Source organism: Agromyces sp. NPDC057679 (assembly GCF_042799635.1).
In the GTDB taxonomy this organism is placed as follows: domain Bacteria; phylum Actinomycetota; class Actinomycetes; order Actinomycetales; family Microbacteriaceae; genus Agromyces.
The window spans coordinates 89,599-108,721 of the sequence record NZ_JBHVIK010000003.1 but is presented as its reverse complement, the minus strand read 5'-3'; the positions used below and the strand labels follow the sequence as shown (position 1 = coordinate 108,721).

Genomic DNA, 19,123 nt, shown 5'->3' with positions numbered 1-19,123 from the left:
CGGCTCAGTGGGTCGCCGCTTCGATCGTCGAGCGGCTCACGCGCTTGCGGAAGACCCAGTAGGTCCACCCCTGGTACGCGAGGATGAGCGGCAGGAAGATCAGCGCGACCCAGCTCATGAAGGTGAGCGTGTACGTCGTCGACGAGGCGTTCTCGATCGTGAGGCTGTTCGCCGGGTCGTTCGAGGCCGGCATGACGTCGGGGAACAGCGCGGCGAACAGCGCGAACACCGCTGCGGCGATCGTCGCGGCCATGAGCGTGAACGCGACGCCCTCGGCGCCCCGCAGGTTCGCGAGCCAGCCGCCGATGAGCGCGACCGCGGCGACCGCCGCGAGGATCCAGAACCAGAACGTGCCGAAGGCGAGCCCCGTCCACAGCAGGAAGGACGCGGCCACGACGATCGTCACGATCCCCGAGCGCACCGCCAGGCGGCGCGCCCGCTCGCGCAGCTCGCCCTCCGTCTTCAGCGACACGAAGACGACGCCGTGCGTGAAGAAGAGGAGGAGCGTCGTGAGCCCGCCGAGGAGGGCGTACGGGTTCAGGAGGTCGAACAGGGTGCCGGTGTAGTTGTGGTCCGTGTCGAGGGGCACGCCCTGCACGATGTTCGCGAACGCGACGCCCCAGAGCAGCGCGGGCACCGCCGAGCCGATCACGATCATCAGGTCGAAGCGACCCTTCCACTGCGACTCGGGTCGCTGGTGGCGGTACTCGAACGAGACGCCGCGCACGATGAGCGCGAGCAGGATGAGCAGGAGCGCGAGGTAGAAGCCCGAGAAGAGCGTCGCGTACCACTCGGGGAACGCCGCGAAGAGCGCGGCGCCCGCGACGATCACCCAGGTCTCGTTGAGGTCCCAGACGGGGCCGATGGTGTTGATGAGCACTCGGCGGTCGGTGTCGTCCCTGCCGAGGAACGGCAGCGACATGCCGACGCCGAAGTCGAAGCCGTCGAGTACGAAGTAGCCGACGAAGAGGAACGCGACGATCCAGAACCAGAGCGTGGGGAGATCCACTTGTCCTCCTCCTTTCAGTAGACCGTCGTGGCGGGTTCGATGCGGCCCGACTCGGGGTCGGGTTCGCCGAGTTCGGGTGGGCCCTTCTTGATGGCCCGGAGGATCAGTCGCACCTCGACGACCGCGAGCGCGCCGTAGACGAGCGTGAACGCGATCAGGGAGATGAGCACGTCGAGCCCGGTGACGTTCGGCGAGACGGCCGATTCGGTGGGCAGGAGGCTGAACACGATCCAGGGTTGGCGCCCCATCTCGGTGAAGACCCAGCCGACGCTCATCGCGGCGAGCGAGAGCGGGAAGCTCCAGATCGCGACCTTCCAGATCCAGCGCTGCCTCGGCATCCGGCCCTTGCGGGTGAGCCACAGGCCGACGACCGCGACGAGCACGTGGAGCATGCCGAGCCCGATCATCCAGCGGAACGCCCAGTAGGTGACCCAGATGGTCGGCGCGTAGTCGCCGGGGCCGTAGAGCTCGGTGTACTGCGCCTGCAGGTCGTTGATGCCCTCGACGCAGCCGTCGAACGAGTGCGTCGAGAGGAGCGACAGCAGGTACGGCACGCGGATCGAGAACAGCTCGCTCGTGCCGTCGGGCGTGCCGAGGGTGAACAGCGAGAAGGAGGCGTCGGCGCCGCAGACGGTGTCGTAGGTCGCCTCGGCGGCGGCCATCTTCATGGGCTGCGTGGCCACCATCGCAAGGCTGAGCTGGTCGCCGAAGATCGTCGTGAGGATGCCGGCGCCGACCATCGTCCAGAGCCCGAACTTCAGCGCGGGGCGCATCGTGTCGAGGTGCTGGTTGCGGGCGAGGTGCCAGGCGGCGGCCGAGATGATGAGGCCGGCGGTCACCATGAAGCTCGCGGCGATCGTGTGCGGGAATGCGGCGAGGGCCACGGGGTTCGTGAGCAGCGCCCCGATGTCGACGAGCTCGGCTCGACCCTTCTCGGCGTTCATCTCGTAGCCGACGGGGTTCTGCATGAAGGCGTTCGCCGCGAGGATGAAGTACGCCGACACGATCGTGCCGATCGCGGTGCACCAGATGGTCGCGAGGTGGATGCCGCGCGGAAGCTTGTCCCAACCGAAGATCCAGAGGCCGATGAAGGTCGCCTCGAAGAAGAAGGCGAGCAGGCCCTCGAGCGCGAGCGGAGCGCCGAAGACGTCGCCGACGAAGCGCGAGTACTCCGACCAGTTCATCCCGAACTGGAACTCCTGCACGATGCCCGTGACGACGCCCATGGCGAAGTTGATGAGGAAGAGATTGCCGAAGAAGCGGGTGATCTTCAGGTACTCGACCTTGTCGGTGCGGAACCAGGCGGTCTGGAAGACCGCGACGGTGGTCGCGAGTCCGATCGTGATCGGGACGAACAGGAAGTGGTAGACGGTCGTCAGACCGAATTGCCATCGAGCGAGCAGCAGCGGGTCGAGCAACTCATTCACACGGATGCCTCTTTCACACGGAGAGAACGCCGAAGCGACGTTCTTCTACGAAGCGTAGAACAAATCCGAGATCGGCGGTAGTCTGGTGGCATGGCGAGTCTCGGAGATCTCGAGCGCTCCGTGATGGAGGTGCTCTGGTCGAGCGACGCCGCGCTCTCGGCCAACGAACTGCGCGACGCGCTCGCGATGCGCGACGGCGAGAGCGGGCGCACGGTCGCGACGACCACGGTGCTGACCGTGCTCTCCCGACTCGAGCGCAAGGGCTTCGTGAGCCGCACCCGCGAGCACCGGCCCCACCGCTACCAGGCGCTGCTCTCCCGCGAGGAGCACACCGCCGAGCTCATGCACGAGGTGCTCGACCGTTCGAGCGACCGCGACGCCGCACTGGCCCGATTCGTGGGCACCGTGAGCGACGGCGAGGCGGCGACCCTCCGACGCCTCCTCGACGAGCTCGTCCGACGCTGACCGTGGTCGCCGTCGCCGTGGGGCTCGGCGCCCTCGCGCTCACGCTCGCGTGGCCGATCCCGCTGGTCCTCTCGCGCGCGGCGTGGCCCGCGCGCTCCCCCGCCGTCGCCCTGGCGCTCTGGCAGGCCATCGCCATCGCCGGCGGCGTCTCGATGATCGGCTGCCTGCTCGTCTTCGGCGCCTCCCCGGCCGGCTCCCTCCTCGGCGCCTGGCACGCCCTCGTGCCCGCGCTCTTCACGGGCCCGATCCCGCCCGAATTCGGCGTCGTGCACCTCGCCGCGATCACCCTGGCGGCCGGGCTCGCCGTGCATCTCGCCCTGAACCTCGCGCTCACGGCGGTGCGGGCCGAGCGCGAGCGGCGCCGCCAGCACCAGCTCGTGTCCCTCCTCGGCGACCCGATGCCGGGCCAGCCGCACACCCGGGTGCTCGCCCACCCCGCACCGCTCGCCTACTGCGTCCCCGGCATCCGCACCGCGACCGTGCTCACCGACGGGCTCATCGACGCGCTCTCGCCCGACGAGCTGGCCGCCGTCATCGCGCACGAACGCGCCCACCTCGACCAGCTGCACCACCTGGTGCTCCTCGCGTTCCGCGCCTGGCACAGCGCGCTGCCGTGGTTCCCGATCGCGAACCGCGCCGAGCGCTCCGTCATCCTCCTCGCCGAGATGCTCGCCGACGACCGCGCACGACGCGCGGCCGGCGACGACGCGCTCCGCGGGGCGCTCCTCGTCGTCGGCGAGGGCGGTCCGGGCGGCTACGGCGACGATTCCGTCATCGCCGACGCCGACATGCTCGAGGCCCGGCTCGACCGGCTCGGCGTCGTGCCCGCGGCATCCTCGTCGTCGGCGATGCCGCGCGCGATCGTGCTCGGCGTCTCCGCACTCCTCCTCCTCGTCCCGCTCGCGGCCTATACCGCGGTACTGGCGGATCATCCCGCAGGGTGACGCGACGGCGCCCGCCCGCGGTTACGCTCGAACGATGAACGAGATCCTCGACTGGATCCTGAGCACCGTGCAGGCGGTCGACCCGGTCGCCCGCACTCTCCTCGCCGGCCTCGGCATCATGCTCGAGACGAGCGTGCTCATCGGGCTCGTCGTGCCGGGCGACACCATCGTGCTCGTCGCCGCGACCGCGGTCGACAGCGTCGGCGAGTACCTCGGCCTCACGTTCACGGTCATCGTCGGCGCGCTGATCGGCGAGAGCATCGGGTTCGGCCTCGGACGCTGGTTCGGCCCGCACATCCTCCACTCGCGCCTCGGCCAGAAGCTCGGCGAGGAGAACTGGCATCGCGCGCAGCGCTACCTCGACCGCCGCGGCGGGCCCGCGATCTTCATCTCGCGCTTCCTGCCCGTGCTGCACTCGCTCATCCCGCTGACCGTCGGCATGAGCACGATGCGCTACCGCAAGTTCATCGCCTGGACGGCGCCCGCCTGCGTCATCTGGGCCTTCGCCTACGTCTCGGTCGGCTGGGCCGCCGCGGGCAGCTACCGCGAGCTCAGCCGCGAGCTGCACTGGGCCGGCTACATCTTCGTCGCCGTGATCGCGCTGTTCCTCCTCGTCGTGTGGGGCGCCAAGAAGCTCATCGTGCGCTCCGAGGCCAAGCACATGGAGGCGGCCGAAGCCTCCGACGACTCCGGTGCGCTCGACACGGCCGTGGGCACTCCGGCGGACTTCACGCGCGCAGCAGCACCGACGACGGCGCCGGCGCGCGTCCCCCGCCGCGACGAAGGGCCGGATGCCTCGGCATCCGACCCCTCGGAACACGACGCCGACCGCTAGCCGGCAGCGACCTGGCTCAGAACAGGCTCTGCTCGGCGAGCCAGTCGCTGGCGATCTGCTCGGCCGACTGCTGCTCGTCGACGCTGAGCGCGTTGAGGGCGACCAGGTCGGCGGCCGTGAGCGCGGCGCTCACCGTGTTGATCACCTCGGCGGCCTCGTCGTCGACCTTCTCGCTCACCACGGGCACGACGTTCGAGGCGAGGAAGAGGCCCTCGGGGTCTTCGAGGGTCACCAGGTCGCTCGTGGAGATCGCCGGGTTGGCGCTGTAGATGTTCACGAGCTGCACCGCACCGTCTTGGAGGGCCTTGATGGTGAGCGGCCCACCGCTGTCCTCGATGGGCGTGAACGCGACATCGACGCCGTACACCGACTTCAGGCCGTCGGGCCCGTAGGGCCGGGTGGCGAGCTCGGAGTTGCCGCCGAGCGTCAGCGGCGTCTCGACCTTCGCGAGGTCGGCGAGGCTCGTCACGCCGTTCGTCTCCGAGAACTCCTTCGTGACGTTGTACGAGTCCTGGTCGGTTGCCGACGACTGGTCGAGCACGCGCAGGCCCTCGGGCAGCGCGCCCTCGAGCTCGGCGTAGACGTCGTCGGCGGTCGTCGCCGTGGTGTCGGGCACGTAGTACTGGAGGAGGTTGCCCGTGTACTCGGGGAAGACGTCGATCGCGCCGCTCTCGATCTCGGGCATGTAGACCTCGCGCTGCCCGATGCGGGGCTGGAGGTCGACCGTGAAGCCGTTCGCCTCGAGCGCCTGGGCGTAGATCTGCGCGATGATCTCGTTGGAGTAGTAGTCCTGCGAGCCGACGACGAGCGTCTCGCCACCGCCGTCGGTCTCACCCGATCCGCTGTCGAGCGGGTCGCCCGATGCGCACCCTGCCAGGGCCACTGTCGCCCCGACCGCGACCGCCGCCAGCGCGACGAGTCGGCCTTTTCCTGCTGTGATCATTGCCTGTTCCCTTCATGGATGGGTCGCCCCAGAACCGTTCGCGGCCGGGCCGGCCGCGAACGGAGTTCACGAGTTCGAGTCGCCCGCACGCCGGCGGGCACGACGAGGCGCTGCGCGAGTGCGAACGCGCCGTCGACGAGGAGGGCGAGCAGGATCACGAGGATCGAGCCGCCGAGCATCTCGCCGTAGTCGCGGGTCTTGAGCCCCTGGAAGATCGGCCGACCGAGGCCGACGTCCGCCACGTACGCCGCGAGGGTCGCCGTGGCGATGATCTGCAGCGCCGCCGAGCGCACGCCCCCGACGATGATCGGCAGGCCGAGCGGCAGTTCGACGCCGCCGACGATCTCGCGCTCGCGCATGCCCATCGCACGCGCCGCGTCGATCGTGCGCCGGTCGACCGATTCGAAGCCCGCGTAGGCTCCGGCGAGCAGCGGCGGCACGGCGAGGATGACCAGCGAGATCACCGGGGCCGCGAGCCCGATGCCGAGCCAGAGGCCGAAGAGGGTCAGCACGCCGAGCGTCGGCAGCGCGCGCAGCCCGCCCGAGACCATCACGACGAGCTGCTTGCCGCGCCCGGTGTGCCCGATCACCGCGCCGGTGGGCAGGGCGATCGCCGACGCCACGAGGAGCACCACGAGCGAGAGGAGCAGATGCTGGGCGATGCGCTCGGGGATGCTGCCCGCACCCTGCCAATTGGCCGGATCGAGGATCCAGGCGATGCCGTCCGCGACGAGGTTCACGACAGTGCCTCCTCCGTCGCGGGAGCGGTCGGTGCGGTCGCAGAGGAACGGCGCCCCGTCCCGACCCTCGTCCACGGCATGAGCAGCCGGCCCGCCAGCACGGCGAGGAGGTCGAGCAGGAGGGCGAGCAGGATCGTCGCGACGATGCCGGTCGCGATCTCGGCCTGGATGCCGCGCTGGAACCCGTCGGTGAAGAGGCTGCCGAGGCTCGGCACCCCGATCACGGCGCCGATCGTCGCGAGGCTGACCGTGCTGACGATGACGACCCTGAGCCCCGAGAGCAGCACCGGCCCGGCGAGCGGCAGCTCGACCGCCCGGAAACGGCCGAACGCGGCATAGCCGACCGCGGTCGCCGACTGGCGCACGTCGCGGTCGATCGCGTCGAAGGCGTCGGCGGCGGTGCGCACGATCACGGCGATGCCGTAGAGCGTCAGCGCGACCACGAGGTTCACGGGCGACCGCACGCCGAGCCCGGTGAAGACCGGCAGCGCGATGAGCAGCGCGAGCGACGGGATCGCGTAGAGCAGCCCGCAGAGCGTGAGCAGCACGCCGCGCGACCACCGGTACCGGTGCGCCAGCCAGCCGATCGGGACGGAGACCACGAAGCTCAGTATGATCGCGGGCACCGACAATGCCAGGTGCACGAGGCTCAGCTCGCCGACCAGGTCGAGATTCGACCAGAGCCAGGTCACGAGGCGAGCACTCCCGCCGCGCGCCCGTCGCCGTCGACGACGACCTGCCGTCCGTCGACGTCGCGGAGGTGCAGCACGCGCTTGCCCCGATCGGCGCCGACGAAGTCGGCGACGAAGTCGTCGGCGGGACGCGCGAGGATCTCGGCGGGCGACGCGGCCTGCGAGATCCTGCCGCCCTGCTGCATGATGACGACCTGGTCGCCGAGGAGGAACGCCTCGTCGATGTCGTGGGTCACGAAGACCACCGTCTTGCCCAGCTCGCCCTGCAGTCGAAGCAGCTCCTGCTGCAGCTCGGAACGGACGATGGGGTCGACGGCGCCGAACGGCTCGTCCATCAGCAGGATGTTCGGGTCGACGGCGAGGCCGCGCGCGACGCCCACGCGCTGCTGCTGGCCGCCCGAGAGCTGGCTCGGATACTTGTCGGCGAGCGACCGGTCGAGCCCGACGGTGTCGAGGAGCTCCAGCGCCCTGGCGTGCGCCTCGCGCTTGCGGGTGCCGCGGAGGATCGGGACGGTCGCCACGTTGTCGATCACCTTGCGGTGCGGCAGGAGCCCGGAGTTCTGCATCACGTAGCCGATGCTCCGGCGGAGCGCGACGGGCTCGAGCGTCGAGACATCCGTGCCGTCGATGAGCACCTGCCCTTCGCTCGGATCGACCATGCGGTTGATCATGCGGAGGAGCGTCGTCTTGCCCGAGCCCGACGAGCCGACGAGGACCGTCGTCTTGCGCGGCGGGATCACGATGTCGACCCCCGAGACCGCGAGGGTGCCGTCGGGGAAGCGCTTGGAGACGCCGCGGAACTCGATCATGCTGGCTTCATCCCGTCGTCGGCCTTCGCTCGATGTGCAGGCTCAAGCCAAACACCGATCGCGCCGCAGGGCAACGGATTGACGCCGCGCGTCGCGAGCCGGTTCAGGCCGCGTCGGCCGCCGCGAGCACCGAGCCGAGGTGTTCGGCGAGGTAGTCGTGCACGAGGCGCTTCGCCTCGGCGAGGTACCGCTCGTCGCCCTCGGGGCTGCGCTCGAAGGCGCGGCTGATGAGGGCGTCGCCGATCTCCATCCCGACGCCGAGGCGGAAACGGAGCTCGGCGCGATCGGACTCGTCGCCGAACTCGGCCTCGATGAGGCGGGCCATGCGGTGGGCGAACTCGGGCTCGATGTCGTCCTCGGCGAGCTCGCGCTGCGCCGCGTGCACGACGGTGAAGCCGGGTTCATCGCGGTACATCGTGGCGCACGCCTCGAGCGCGGTCTCGACGACCGTCCACCAGGACTCGAGCTCGATGCCCTCCATGTCGTCGGCGACGCGCTCGCGGTAGCGGCGGACCGATCGCTCGCGGAGCGCGTACAGCACGGCGACGCGGTCGGGGAAGTAGCGGTACACCGTGCCGATCGAGGCCCCGGCACGCTCGGCGACCATCTGCGTGGTCAGCCGCTCGAAGCCCGACTCGTCGACGATCTCGGCGGCGGCGTCGAGCAGTGCGTCGAGACGCTGGCTCGAGCGACGCTGCGTCGGCTCGGTGCGGACCGAGCGCCTCCGGCTCGGATCGGCCCCGAGGATCAGGTCGATGTTCGGCACGGAACCTCCTCAGTTGCTCGGACCACTCTATCGGGCGGCGGACGGCCCACCGTACCGATCGCGGCCGTTTCGCGACCCGGGGCGCTCGCATGACAGACTGAGTGGATGCCGGCGAGCTCCCCCACCCCGGCCGGATCCCGAGAGCGCCAGGTCCGGCATCGTGCCGCGCGCATCGAAGACTGGATCCACGACGTCCGATCTCGCTGGGCGCGCCGTCGCGGCCACATCCCGACCGTGGTCCCCTACACCGGCTACGGCTCGACCGAGTGGGTCCGGGTGTTCTGCCGGGTGCTGCTGCACAAGCCGATCCCGCCCGAGGCGTCGAAGCGCCGCCGTCGTCGGGGCGACCAGGGCATCCGCGGATGGCGCAGCTTCACGAGCGTGCCCGTCGGCGACGTGCCCGTCGTCATCGAGATCGGCGGCGAACGCATCGAGGTGCTCGCCGACCGCGGCGGCGTCGTCGACACGACCGTGCCGGTGTCGCTCGAGCCCGGCTGGCACCGTGCGACGCTCAGCACCGAGGGTGCGAACCCCGTCGAGGCGCCCATCCGCATCGTCGGTCCCGACGTCGAGTTCGGCATCATCTCCGACGTCGACGACACCGTGATGGTGACGGCGCTCCCCCGGCCGCTCGTCGCCGCGTGGAACACCTTCGTGCTCGACGAGCACGCCCGCATCCCGACGCCCGGCATGGCCGTGCTCTTCGAGCGCCTCGCCCGCTCGCACCCGGGCTCGCCGGTCATCTACCTCTCGACCGGCGCCTGGAACGTCGCGCCGACGCTGACGCGCTTCCTCTCCCGCAACCTCTACCCCGCCGGCCCCCTGCTCCTCACCGACTGGGGCCCGACGCACGACCGCTGGTTCCGCAGTGGGCGTGAGCACAAGCACGAGAACCTGCGGCGCCTGGCCGAAGAGTTCCCGAACGTGCGGTGGCTGCTCATCGGCGACGACGGGCAGCACGACGAGGAGCTCTACGCGCAGTTCGCCGCGGAGCACCCCGACCGGGTCGAGGCGATCGCGATCCGGCGCCTCTCGACGGGTGAAGCCGTGCTCGCCGGCGGTCGCACCAAGGCCGAGGAGCACGGCACGGAGGTGCCGTGGGTCTCGGCGAGCGACGGGTCGACCATCGCCGATCGGCTGGCCGAGGTCGGCGTCGTCTGAGCGCACCGGCGGTTCGTCCGGCCCGACGAACCGAGTCGGGCGCGCGGGGCGCGCGGGCCGCGCCGCCTACTTCGCGGCGACCGCCGGCACGCGCGAACGGCGGAACGCCGCCAGCCCGCGGTTGACCTGCCGCGCCCACAGCGGACCCCGGTAGATGAACGCCGAGTAGCCCTGCACGAGCGTCGCACCGGCGTCGAGCCGGTCCTGCACGTCGGCCGCGGTCTCGACGCCGCCGACCGAGATCACGCAGAGCTCCGCCGGCACGTGCCGGCGGACGAGCTTCAGCACCTCGAGCGAGCGCCCGGCGAGCGGCGCACCCGAGAGACCGCCGGCTCCGATCGACTCGACGACGGATGCCTCGGTGCGGAGCCCGGCGCGGGAGATCGTCGTGTTCGTGGCGATGAGCCCGTCGAGGCCGAGGCGCACGACGAGCTCACAGATGCGCACCACCTCGGCGTCGTCGAGGTCGGGGGCGATCTTCACGAGGAGCGGCGTGGTGCCGCTGGCGGCGCGCACGGCTTCGAGCAGCGGCGCGAGGGCGTCGAGCTCCTGCAGGCCGCGGAGACCCGGCGTGTTCGGCGAGCTGACGTTGACCACGAGGTAGTCGGCGTAGGGCGCGAGCAGCTTCGCGCTGCGCTCGTAGTCGCCGACCGCGTCCTCGACGGCGGTGACGCGGCTCTTGCCGATGTTGATGCCGAGCACCGGGCGGTGCGTGCGGCGCGACAGCCGCGAGAGGCGGCCCGCCGCGGCATCCGCGCCGCCGTTGTTGAAGCCCATGCGGTTGACGAGCGCGCGATCCTGCACGAGGCGGAACAGTCGCGGGCGCTCGTTGCCCGGCTGCGCGATCGCCGTGATCGTGCCGACCTCGACGTGGCCGAACCCGAGGTTGCCGAGGCCGAGCACCGCGTACCCGTCCTTGTCGAAACCGGCGGCGACGCCGAACGGTGACGGGAAGCGCAGTCCGAGCGCCTCGACCGCGAGCGAGGGGTCGGGCGCGGTGAACCGCTCGACGAGCCGCCCGACGCCGAGCGTCGGCAGCGCCTTGATCACCCGGAATGCGAGGTGATGCGCGTCTTCGGGGTCGAGCTTGGAGAGGAACGCGGAGAAGAGAAGTCGATACATGCCGGATTCAGGGTACCGGTCGCGGCACCCTGCCGCGTCACTCGACCGGTCGTGCGGGCAGGCGCCCGTGCTCCTCGCGGAGCAGTTCGATCGCCGATTCGAAGTCGTCGAGCGAGTCGAACGCCTGGTACACGCTCGCGAATCGGAGGTACGCGACCTCGTCGAGCTCGCGCAGCGGCGGCAGGATCGCGAGGCCGATATCGTTCGCCTCGATCTGCGAGGCGCCCGTCGAACGGATCGTCTCCTCGACCTTCTGCGCGAGCACCGCGAGGTCGGAGTCGGTGACGGGCCGGCCCTGGCACGCCTTCTTCACGCCCAGCACGACCTTCTCACGGCTGAACGGCTCGACGACGCCGCTGCGCTTGATCACGACGAGGCTCGCCGTCTCGGTCGTCGAGAAGCGCCTGCCGCACTCGGGGCACTGGCGACGGCGACGGATCGAGAGCCCGTCGTCGCTCGTGCGGGAGTCGATGACGCGCGAATCGGGGTGGCGGCAGAACGGGCAGTACATGGTGTCACCCAGCCTAGCGGCGGCGGGCGGTGCGCCGCCGACGACCCCGCGTCGCGCCGGCCGGGCCGCCCCCGCCGATCACGCCCGGTCGAAACGCGCGGTGACCGCCTCGCCGTGGGCCGGCAGGTCCTCCTCCGCCGACAGGGCCGCGATGACCGGGGCGACCTCGCGGAGCGCCTGCTCGTCGTAGCGCACGACCTGCTGCGGGCGCAGGAAGGTGGCGGCCGAGAGCCCCGCGGCGTATCGCGACTGGCCGCCCGTGGGCAGCACGTGGTTCGAGCCCGCCGCGTAGTCGCCGAGGCTCACCGGCGAGTAGGGGCCGACGAAGATGGCGCCGGCGTTCTCGATGCGCGCGAGCACCGCGTCGGCGTCGCGCACCTGGATCTCGAGGTGTTCGGCGCCGAAGGCGTTCGCGAAGTCGGCCGCCTGTTCGAGGTCGTCGACGAGCACGATGGCGGACTGCACGCCGTCGATGGCCTGCCGCACCCGCTCGCGGTGCTTCGTCGCGTCGGCCCGAGCCTCGAGGCGGGCGACCACCCGCGCGGCGAACTCGGCCGAGTCGGTGACGAGCACCGAGGCGGCGAGCTCGTCGTGCTCAGCCTGGCTCACGAGGTCGGCGGCAACGAAGTCGGCGTCGGCCGCGTCGTCGGCGATCACGAGGATATCGGTGGGCCCGGCCTCGGCGTCGATGCCCGTCACGCCCTGGACGAGCCGCTTGGCGGCGGCCACGAAGACGTTGCCGGGGCCGGTGACGCGCTGCACGGGCTCGAGGCCGAGCTCGGGCACGCCGTGGGCGAAGGCGCCGATCGCGCCCGCGCCGCCCATGGCGTAGACCTCGGTGATGCCGAGGAGCGCCGCCACGCCCGCGATCGTCGGGTGCACGCGCCCGCCGAACTCGGCCTGCGGCGGTGAGGCGAGGGCGATCGAGCGCACACCGGCGGCCTGCGCCGGCACCACGTTCATGACGACGCTCGAGGGGTAGACGGCCTTGCCGCCCGGCACGTAGAGACCGACCCGGGCGACCGGCTGCCAGCGCTGCTCGATGACCGCGCCGTCGCCGAGCACCGTGCGCTCGGGCGCCGGCACCTGTGCGGCGCTCGCGGCGCGCACGCGCTCGATGGTGCGGAGGGCGGCGTCGCGGATCTCGGGCGCAAGGGCGTCGCGGGCCGCCTCGAGCTCCTCGGCGGGCACCCGCACCGACGACGGCCGCACCCGGTCGAACCGCTCGGCCTGGTCGAGGAGCGCGGACTCGCCGTGCTCGCGAACAGCGTCGATGAGCGCACGAGCCGGCTCGAGCGCGGCCGAGACGTCGGTCGCGGCGCGGGGCACGAGCGCGAGCAGCTCGGTCGTGGAGGGACGGGTTCCGCGGAGGTCGATGGTACGCATGGCCCATCAAGCCTAGCGAGCGCCCGTGCGCCTCCGTCGGGCGGGCGTCACACGAGGCAGTTCGGCCCGAGCAGGCTCTTCAGCTCGCCGTAGAAGTCGGCGCTCACCTTCACCGGGTACGGCAGCTCGAAGACCCGGGCGCTGCGCCCGCGGACGAGCTTCAGCCGCACCTCGGTGTCGCCCCGGTGCCTGATGAGCACGTCGCCGAGCGCGGTGACGGTCTCGGTCGTCGCCCGCTGCTCGGGCAGCGAGATCATCACCGGACCGCTCTCGTCGCCCTGGCCCAGCTCGGGGGTGAACACGCTGTACGCGTGCAGGTTCATGCCGTCGTCGCGCATGCTGACCCGTCCGCGCACGACGGCGATCGAGTCGGCCTGGAGGCCCGGGGCGAACTCCTGGTACGCCTTGCCCATGAACATGACCGTGATCTCGCCCGAGAAGTCCTCGACCTGGATCATGCCGTACTGGTTGCCCGAGGCCTTCGCGACGCGGTGCTGCACGCTCGTCACGAGACCGGCGATCGTCACGGTGTCGCCGTCCTGCGTGGCGTCCGAGCCCATGAGGTCGGTGATCGTCGTCGAGGCGTGCTTGGCGAGGGGTGCCTCGAGCCCGGCGAGCGGGTGGTCGGAGACGTAGAGCCCCAGCATCTCGCGCTCGAAGGCGAGCTTGTCGCGCTTGGCCCACTCGGGTCGGTCGGGCACGAGCGACGGCGGCGCCTCCTCGTGCTCGGCGAGCAGCGAGTCGAAGTCGAAGCCGGCCTGGCCGGTCGCCTCGACGCGCTTCTCCCCCACCGCCGACTCGACCGCACCCTCGTGGATCTCGACGAGCGCCCGCCGGGTCGCCCCGAGCGAGTCGAAGGCCCCGGCCTTGATGAGCGACTCGACGGTGCGCTTGTTCGCCACCGGCAGGGGCGACTTCTTCAAGAAGTCGTGGAACGACTCGAAGCGCCCCTTCTCGTCGCGCGCGGCACGGATCGCGTCGACGACGTTGAAGCCGACGTTGCGCACGGCGCCGAGCCCGAACCGGATGTCGTCGCCGACGGCCGCGAAGAAGCCGATCGACTCGTTGACGTCGGGCGGCAGCACCTTGATGCCCATTCGGCGGCACTCGTTGAGGTAGAGCGCGAGCTTGTCGCGCGCGTCGCCGACGCTCGTGAGCAGGGCCGCCATGTACTCGGCCGGGAAGTGCGCCTTGAGGTACGCCGTCCAGTAGCTCAGCACGCCGTAGGCGGCGGAGTGCGCTTTGTTGAAGGCGTAGTCGGAGAACGGCAGCAGGATCTCCCAGAGCTTGCCGATCGCCTCCTCGGAGTAGCCGTTTGCCTTCATGCCGTTCGAGAAGCCCTCGTACTGCTTGTCGAGCTCGGACTTCTTCTTCTTGCCCATCGCACGGCGGAGGATGTCGGCCTGGCCGAGCGAGAAGCCGGCGACGCGCTGCGCGATCGCCATGACCTGCTCCTGGTAGATGATCAGGCCGTAGCTCGTGTCGAGGATGTCCTTCAGCGACTCCGCGAACTCGGCGTGGATCGGCGTGATCTCTTGCAGGCCGTTCTTGCGGAGCGCGTAGTTGGTGTGCGAGTTCGCACCCATGGGGCCGGGGCGGTACAGCGCGATGACGGCCGAGATGTCCTCGAAGTTGTCGGGCTTCATGAGGCGCAGGAGCGCCCGCATGGGCCCGCCGTCGAGCTGGAACACGCCGAGCGTGTCGCCGCGCGAGAGGAGCGCGTACGCCTCGGGGTCGTCGAGGGCGAGGTCTTCGAGCACGGGGCGGAACCCGCGGTTGGCCTCGATGTTGTCGAGCGCGTCGTCGATGATCGTGAGGTTGCGCAGCCCCAGGAAGTCCATCTTGATGAGGCCGAGCGACTCGCACGCGGGGTAGTCGAACTGCGTGACGATCTGGCCGTCCTGCTCGCGCTTCATGATCGGGATGATGTCGATCAGCGGGTCGCTGGACATGATGACGCCGGCCGCGTGCACGCCCCACTGGCGCTTCAGGTTCTCGAGGCCGAGCGCCGTGTCGAACACGGTGCGGGCCTCGGGGTCGGTCTCGACGATCGCGCGGATGTCGCCGGCCTCTTTGTAGCGCGGGTGGTTCTTGTCGAAGATGCCGGTGAGCGGGATGTCCTTGCCCATGACGGCCGGCGGCATCGCCTTCGTGAGCTTCTCGCCCATCGAGAACGGGAAGCCGAGCACGCGCCCCGAGTCCTTCAGGGCCTGCTTCGCCTTGATGGTGCCGTAGGTGACGATCTGCGCGACGCGCTCCTCGCCGTACTTCTCGGTCACGTACTTGATGACCTCGCCGCGACGACGCTCGTCGAAGTCGACGTCGAAGTCGGGCATCGAGACGCGGTCGGGGTTCAGGAACCGCTCGAAGATGAGGCCGTGCTGCAGCGGGTCGAGGTCGGTGATCCGCATGGCGTACGCGGCCATCGAGCCCGCACCCGAGCCACGGCCCGGTCCGACGCGGATGCCGTGCTCCTTCGACCAGTTGATGAAGTCGGCGACGACGAGGAAGTACCCCGGGAAGCCCATCTGCAGGATGACGCCGACCTCGTAGTCGGCCTGCTTGCGCACCTCGGCCGGGATGCCGTTCGGGTAGCGCACCGCGAGGCCCCGGTCGACCTCCTTCACGAACCAGGTCTCTTCGCTCTCGCCGGGCGGCACCGGGAATCGCGGCATGTAGTTGGCGCTCGTGTTGAACTGCACGTCGCACCGCTCGGCGATGAGCAACGTGTTGTCGCACGCCTCGGGGTGGTCGCGGAAGACGTGCCGCATCTCGGCCGCGGTCTTCAGGTAGAACTCGTCGGCGTCGAACTTGAACCGGTTGGGGTCGTCGAGGGTCGAGCCCGACTGCACGCACAGCAGCGCCGCGTGGCTCTTCGCGTCGTCGGCGTGGGTGTAGTGCAGGTCGTTGGTCGCGACGAGCGGCAGCCCGAGGTCTTTCGCGAGCCGGTGGAGGTCCTCCATGATCCGGCGCTCGATGCCCAGGCCGTGATCCATGATCTCGGCGAAGTAGTTCTCTTTGCCGAAGATGTCGCGGAAGTCGGCGGCCGCCTTCACCGCCTCGTCGTACTGCCCGAGCCGGAGCCGCGTCTGCACCTCGCCCGACGGGCAGCCGGTCGTCGCGATGAGCCCCTTCGAGTACGTCGAGAGCAGCTCGCGGTCCATGCGCGGCTTGAAGTAGTAGCCCTCGATCGACGCGCGGCTCGAGAGCCGGAAGAGGTTGTGCATGCCCTCGGTCGTCTCGGAGAGCAGCGTCATGTGCGTGTACGCGCCCGAACCCGAGACGTCGTCGCCCCCGCCGTTGCCCCATCGCACCCGGGTCTTGTCGCCGCGCGCGGTGCCCGGCGTGATGTAGGCCTCGGTGCCGATGATCGGCTTGATGCCGGCGTCGGTCGCCTGCTTCCAGAAGTCGTAGGCGCCGAACACGTTGCCGTGGTCGGTGACCGCGACGGCGGGCATGCCCTCGCCCTGCGCCGCCTTGATCAGCTCGCCCACCCGGGCCGCTCCGTCGAGCATCGAGTACTCGGAATGCACGTGCAGGTGGACGAATGAATCGGCGGCCACGGGGCTCCTCTTCGGATGCTGCGGGGTGGTTCTGGGGGTGTGTTCGAGTCTAGGCCGACCCGCCCACGCCGGAGCCGGTCGGCCCGCGGTTCGAACGGATCGCGTCAGTCGCCGCGCAGCAGCTCGAGCGCGTGCGCGAGGTCGGCCGGGTACTCGGAGACGAAGGTCGTCCACTGCCCGGTGCCGGGGTGCGTGAGCGAGAGCTCGTGCGCGTGCAGCCACTGACGGGTCAGGCCGAGGCGCTCCGAGAGCGTCGGGTCGGCGCCGTACATGGCGTCGCCCGCGCACGGGTGCCGCTGCGCGGCCATGTGCACGCGGATCTGGTGCGTGCGCCCCGTCTCGAGGTGCACCTCGAGCAGCGACGCGTACGGGAAGGCCTCGAGCGTCTCGTAGTGGGTGACGGCGTGCTTGCCGTCGGCGGTCACCGCGAACTTCCACTCCGAGCGCGGGTGGCGCCCGACGGGGGCGTCGATCGTGCCCGCGAACGGATCGGGGTGCCCCTGCACGACCGTGTGGTAGATCTTCTCGACCTCGCGATCGTGGAACTGCCGCTTCAGCTCGGTGTACGCGCGCTCGGACTTCGCCACGACCATGAGGCCGCTGGTGCCCGCGTCGAGCCGGTGCACGACGCCCTGCCGTTCGGGTGCCCCCGAGGTCGAGATGCGGAACCCCGCCGCGGCGAGGGCGCCGACGACCGTCGGGCCCGTCCAGCCGAGCGAAGGGTGTGCGGCGACGCCGGCGGGCTTGTCGACCACCACGAGGTCGTCGTCGTCGTGGACGATGCCGAGCTCGGGCACCGCGATCGGTTCGACCGCGAGCGTGCGCGGAGGCTCCCAGCTCACCTCGAGCCAGCCTCCGGCGCGCAGCCGGTCGGACTTGTCGACCGTCGCGCCGTCGACGCTGACGCCTCCGGCCGAGGCGATCTCGGCGGCGAGGGTGCGCGAGAAGCCGAGGAGCTTCGCGAGCCCGGCGTCGACCCGCGAGCCGTCGAGCCCGTCGGGGACGGGGAACGAACGATGCTCCATCAGGCCTCGTGCGCGCGCAGCGGGTCCGCGGCCGGAGGCCGGGGCGCCTCAGGGGCGTCGTCGTCGGCCGAGGCCGGCGCCGTGGCATCCGGTGCGTTCTTCGCGGGGCGGACCTCGCGCGAACCGTCGAGCCCGACGCCGCGGATCGTCAGGATCATGAACAGCACCATGCTCGACACGATCGCGATGTCGGCGACGTTGTAGATCGCCGGAAGCATCCACGGCGTGGAGATGAAGTCGATCACATGGCCCAGGCCGAAGCTCGGCTCGCGGAAGAGCCGGTCGGTCAGGTTGCCGAGCACCCCGCCGAGCAGCAGCCCGAACACGAGCGCCCACGCGATCGAACGGATGCGCCGGGCGAACCAGATGATGAAGGTGATCACGCCGGCTGCGAGGATCGTGAAGATCCACGTCATGCCGCTCGCGAGGGAGAATGCCGCGCCGGGGTTGCGCACGAACTGCCACTGGAGCACGGAGCCCAGCACCGGCACGATCTCACCCTCGGTGAGGTTCGAGACGACGAGGAACTTGCTCAACTGGTCGAGGCCGTACGCCGCGATCGCGGCGCCGGCCAGGACCAGCAGGGCGGTGGTGGTGCCGACCTTCGCGGCCGGCTCAGCCGCCAAAGCCCTGGAAGGTCGGTGCCGGCTGCTCGGCGGGGGCCGAGAAGCCCTGGTTGCCCGACACCTGCACCGGGGCGGCGGTGTCGAGGTCGCGCAGCTGGCCCTCGATGTAGCTCTTCAGCTTCGCGCGGTAGTCGCGCTCGAAGGTGCGGAGCTCGTCGACGCGCTTCTCGAGCGCGACGCGCTCCTGGTCGAGGATGCCCATCTGCTGACGCTGCTTGGCCTCGGCCTCGGCGACGACGCGCGCGGCGGTGGCGTGACCCTCGGCGATGAGCGCATCGCGCTTCTCGATGCCCTCGCGCACGTGCTCCTCGTGGAGGCGGCGGGCGAGCTGCAGGAGGTTCGTGGTCGAGGTCTGCTCGTCGAGCTCGGACTGCACGGCCGGGGCCTGCGTCGGCACGGCGACGGTGGGGGGCGGCGCGGCCGGCTCGGTGTACACCGCGGCCGGTGCCGGCGCAGCGGCGGCGGGCGCCTGCGCGGCCTCCGCGGCACGGGCCTCGGCCGCCGCCACACGCTGGCGCAGCTCGTCGTTCTCCTGATTCAGACGACGCAGTTCGACGACGACCTCGTCGAGGAAGTCATCGACCTCGTCCTGGTCGTAGCCCTCCCGGAACTTCGTCGCCTGGAAGCGCTTGTTGACCACATCTTCCGGAGTTAGCGCCATGGCTTTCCACCCTCAAATCTGTTCGATCGGTTCGATCACGTTCTGCTAACGGTAGCAAACACCACCTGTGAGTCGTGAGCGCCGATCGTCTCGGCTTGTCACGATCGCAGGAGATGCTCAGGCCGCGGCGGCTGCCGCGGCCAGCCCCGACACGATGGTCATGGCGAGGATGACGACCAGCATCGCGAGGCTCCACCCGAGATCGAGTGCCACCTGCCCGATGCGGATCGGCGGGAGGATCCGCCGGAAGAACTTCACCGGCGGATCGGTGATGCTGTACACGACCTCGACGACGACGAGCCAGAAGCCCTTCGGGCGCCACGAGCGGTTGAACGCCCGCACGAGATCGAGGACGAAACGCCCCCACATCACGAAGAAGTAGATGAGGAGGAGTGCGTACAGGAGGTTCCAGACGACGAGCAGCGCGCCCACGGGCGG

The 19,123-nt window shown here is 70.5% G+C and carries 18 protein-coding genes and 1 pseudogene; 4 read left to right on the top strand and 15 right to left on the bottom strand.

The window, feature by feature from the left end; all coding sequences use genetic code 11:
- Window positions 1-4: 4 nt before the first annotated feature.
- Window positions 5-1,009, bottom strand: coding sequence for a cytochrome d ubiquinol oxidase subunit II (cydB, locus tag ACFVAJ_RS13395; RefSeq protein WP_376944857.1), 1,005 nt, complete (start codon window positions 1,007-1,009; stop codon window positions 5-7).
- 14 nt (window positions 1,010-1,023) lie between these two features.
- Entirely contained in the window at window positions 1,024-2,436 is a 1,413-nt protein-coding gene (locus ACFVAJ_RS13390; RefSeq protein WP_376944855.1) for a cytochrome ubiquinol oxidase subunit I, read from the bottom strand.
- Between the two features lie 90 nt (window positions 2,437-2,526).
- Here ACFVAJ_RS13390 and ACFVAJ_RS13385 point away from each other — a divergent pair, with 90 nt between their 5' ends.
- The 3 genes and pseudogenes from ACFVAJ_RS13385 to ACFVAJ_RS13375 all read left to right on the top strand — a co-directional run.
- A complete protein-coding gene (locus tag ACFVAJ_RS13385; protein WP_022890145.1) occupies window positions 2,527-2,901 on the top strand; it encodes a BlaI/MecI/CopY family transcriptional regulator in 375 nt (124 codons plus the stop codon).
- A 2-nt stretch (window positions 2,902-2,903) separates the two neighbouring features.
- The gene (locus ACFVAJ_RS13380; protein WP_376944853.1) at window positions 2,904-3,845 is read left to right on the top strand and encodes a M56 family metallopeptidase; all 942 of its coding nucleotides are present in this window, start codon (window positions 2,904-2,906) and stop codon (window positions 3,843-3,845) included.
- Window positions 3,846-3,879: 34 nt separating this feature from the next.
- Window positions 3,880-4,530, top strand: a pseudogene (locus ACFVAJ_RS13375) (DedA family protein); the annotation flags it as partial.
- 166 nt (window positions 4,531-4,696) lie between these two features.
- Here ACFVAJ_RS13375 and ACFVAJ_RS13370 read toward each other — a convergent pair.
- From ACFVAJ_RS13370 to ACFVAJ_RS13350, 5 genes are all read right to left on the bottom strand, one after another.
- On the bottom strand, window positions 4,697-5,623 hold the full coding sequence (locus ACFVAJ_RS13370; protein WP_376944851.1) for an ABC transporter substrate-binding protein: 927 nt from the start codon (window positions 5,621-5,623) through the stop codon (window positions 4,697-4,699).
- Window positions 5,620-6,363, bottom strand: a complete 744-nt coding sequence (locus ACFVAJ_RS13365) for an ABC transporter permease (RefSeq protein ID WP_376944849.1) — start codon at window positions 6,361-6,363, stop codon at window positions 5,620-5,622. Before ACFVAJ_RS13365 ends, ACFVAJ_RS13370 begins: the two co-directional genes overlap by 4 nt.
- Entirely contained in the window at window positions 6,360-7,055 is a 696-nt protein-coding gene (locus ACFVAJ_RS13360) for an ABC transporter permease (RefSeq protein WP_376944847.1), read from the bottom strand. Before ACFVAJ_RS13360 ends, ACFVAJ_RS13365 begins: the two co-directional genes overlap by 4 nt.
- Window positions 7,052-7,864, bottom strand: a complete 813-nt coding sequence (locus ACFVAJ_RS13355; protein WP_376944845.1) for an ABC transporter ATP-binding protein — start codon at window positions 7,862-7,864, stop codon at window positions 7,052-7,054. Before ACFVAJ_RS13355 ends, ACFVAJ_RS13360 begins: the two co-directional genes overlap by 4 nt.
- A 103-nt stretch (window positions 7,865-7,967) precedes the next feature.
- Window positions 7,968-8,630 carry a TetR family transcriptional regulator gene (locus ACFVAJ_RS13350; protein WP_376944843.1) on the bottom strand — a complete coding sequence of 221 codons (663 nt, stop codon included), beginning with the start codon at window positions 8,628-8,630 and terminating at the stop codon, window positions 7,968-7,970.
- Between the two features lie 105 nt (window positions 8,631-8,735).
- Between ACFVAJ_RS13350 and ACFVAJ_RS13345 the strand changes: the two genes are divergently transcribed.
- On the top strand, window positions 8,736-9,791 hold the full coding sequence (locus ACFVAJ_RS13345; RefSeq protein WP_376944841.1) for an App1 family protein: 1,056 nt from the start codon (window positions 8,736-8,738) through the stop codon (window positions 9,789-9,791).
- Window positions 9,792-9,857: 66 nt separating this feature from the next.
- Here ACFVAJ_RS13345 and ACFVAJ_RS13340 read toward each other — a convergent pair whose 3' ends face one another.
- The 8 genes from ACFVAJ_RS13340 to ACFVAJ_RS13305 all read right to left on the bottom strand — a co-directional run bounded on the left by ACFVAJ_RS13340 (window position 9,858) and on the right by ACFVAJ_RS13305 (window position 19,117).
- Window positions 9,858-10,913 carry a quinone-dependent dihydroorotate dehydrogenase gene (locus ACFVAJ_RS13340; RefSeq protein ID WP_376944839.1) on the bottom strand — a complete coding sequence of 352 codons (1,056 nt, stop codon included), beginning with the start codon at window positions 10,911-10,913 and terminating at the stop codon, window positions 9,858-9,860.
- A 37-nt stretch (window positions 10,914-10,950) separates the two neighbouring features.
- Window positions 10,951-11,424 carry a transcriptional regulator NrdR gene (nrdR, locus tag ACFVAJ_RS13335; protein WP_376944837.1) on the bottom strand — a complete coding sequence of 158 codons (474 nt, stop codon included), beginning with the start codon at window positions 11,422-11,424 and terminating at the stop codon, window positions 10,951-10,953.
- Window positions 11,425-11,502: 78 nt separating this feature from the next.
- Window positions 11,503-12,810: a histidinol dehydrogenase gene (hisD, locus tag ACFVAJ_RS13330; RefSeq protein WP_376944835.1), complete on the bottom strand. Its 1,308-nt coding sequence runs from the start codon at window positions 12,808-12,810 to the stop codon at window positions 11,503-11,505.
- Window positions 12,811-12,857: 47 nt separating this feature from the next.
- Complete coding sequence (dnaE, locus tag ACFVAJ_RS13325; protein ID WP_376945831.1) at window positions 12,858-16,325, bottom strand: DNA polymerase III subunit alpha; 3,468 nt, start codon at window positions 16,323-16,325, stop codon at window positions 12,858-12,860.
- Between the two features lie 152 nt (window positions 16,326-16,477).
- The gene (locus ACFVAJ_RS13320; protein WP_376944833.1) at window positions 16,478-17,398 is read right to left on the bottom strand and encodes an RluA family pseudouridine synthase; all 921 of its coding nucleotides are present in this window, start codon (window positions 17,396-17,398) and stop codon (window positions 16,478-16,480) included.
- Window positions 17,398-18,024: a signal peptidase II gene (lspA, locus tag ACFVAJ_RS13315; RefSeq protein ID WP_376944831.1), complete on the bottom strand. Its 627-nt coding sequence runs from the start codon at window positions 18,022-18,024 to the stop codon at window positions 17,398-17,400. Before lspA ends, ACFVAJ_RS13320 begins: the two co-directional genes overlap by 1 nt.
- Entirely contained in the window at window positions 18,014-18,685 is a 672-nt protein-coding gene (locus tag ACFVAJ_RS13310; RefSeq protein ID WP_376944829.1) for a DivIVA domain-containing protein, read from the bottom strand. The genes lspA and ACFVAJ_RS13310 overlap by 11 nt, the downstream gene beginning before the upstream one ends.
- Window positions 18,686-18,802: 117 nt before the next feature.
- Entirely contained in the window at window positions 18,803-19,117 is a 315-nt protein-coding gene (locus tag ACFVAJ_RS13305; RefSeq protein ID WP_376944827.1) for a YggT family protein, read from the bottom strand.
- Window positions 19,118-19,123 lie beyond the last annotated feature (6 nt).